The sequence below is a fragment of the Paraburkholderia sp. SIMBA_054 genome (genome assembly GCF_046534875.1).
GTDB classification, from domain to species: Bacteria; Pseudomonadota; Gammaproteobacteria; order Burkholderiales; family Burkholderiaceae; genus Paraburkholderia; species Paraburkholderia hospita.
Genome location: NZ_JAWRXV010001798.1, coordinates 1 through 232, shown reverse-complemented (window position 1 = coordinate 232; position 232 = coordinate 1). Strand labels below are relative to the sequence as shown.

Here is a 232-nt window from a genome sequence, read left to right as displayed (position 1 = left end):
GTAAAAAGCGGTTTCAAGGGCTGCGCAGCCGGGTCCGAGCGCATATCAAGCGTACGCGTGGCGGGGAGCTTTTTACGCCCGCCCAGATGGTCATAGAGGAACAGCCCTAGCCTCAACAACCATGCAGGGCGCATTCCGCCCTTATGATAAGGCAACACAAAGCGCATCGGATGAATGATGTGTGGTGCGTTGGCCCACAGCACCTCCCGCTCCATCAGCGCCTCGCGCACCA

Annotated in this window: 1 pseudogene; it reads right to left on the bottom strand. The window is 59.5% G+C overall.

The features are described from left to right. A pseudogene (locus SB822_RS61280) lies at window positions 1–232 on the bottom strand (glycerol-3-phosphate dehydrogenase); the annotation flags it as partial.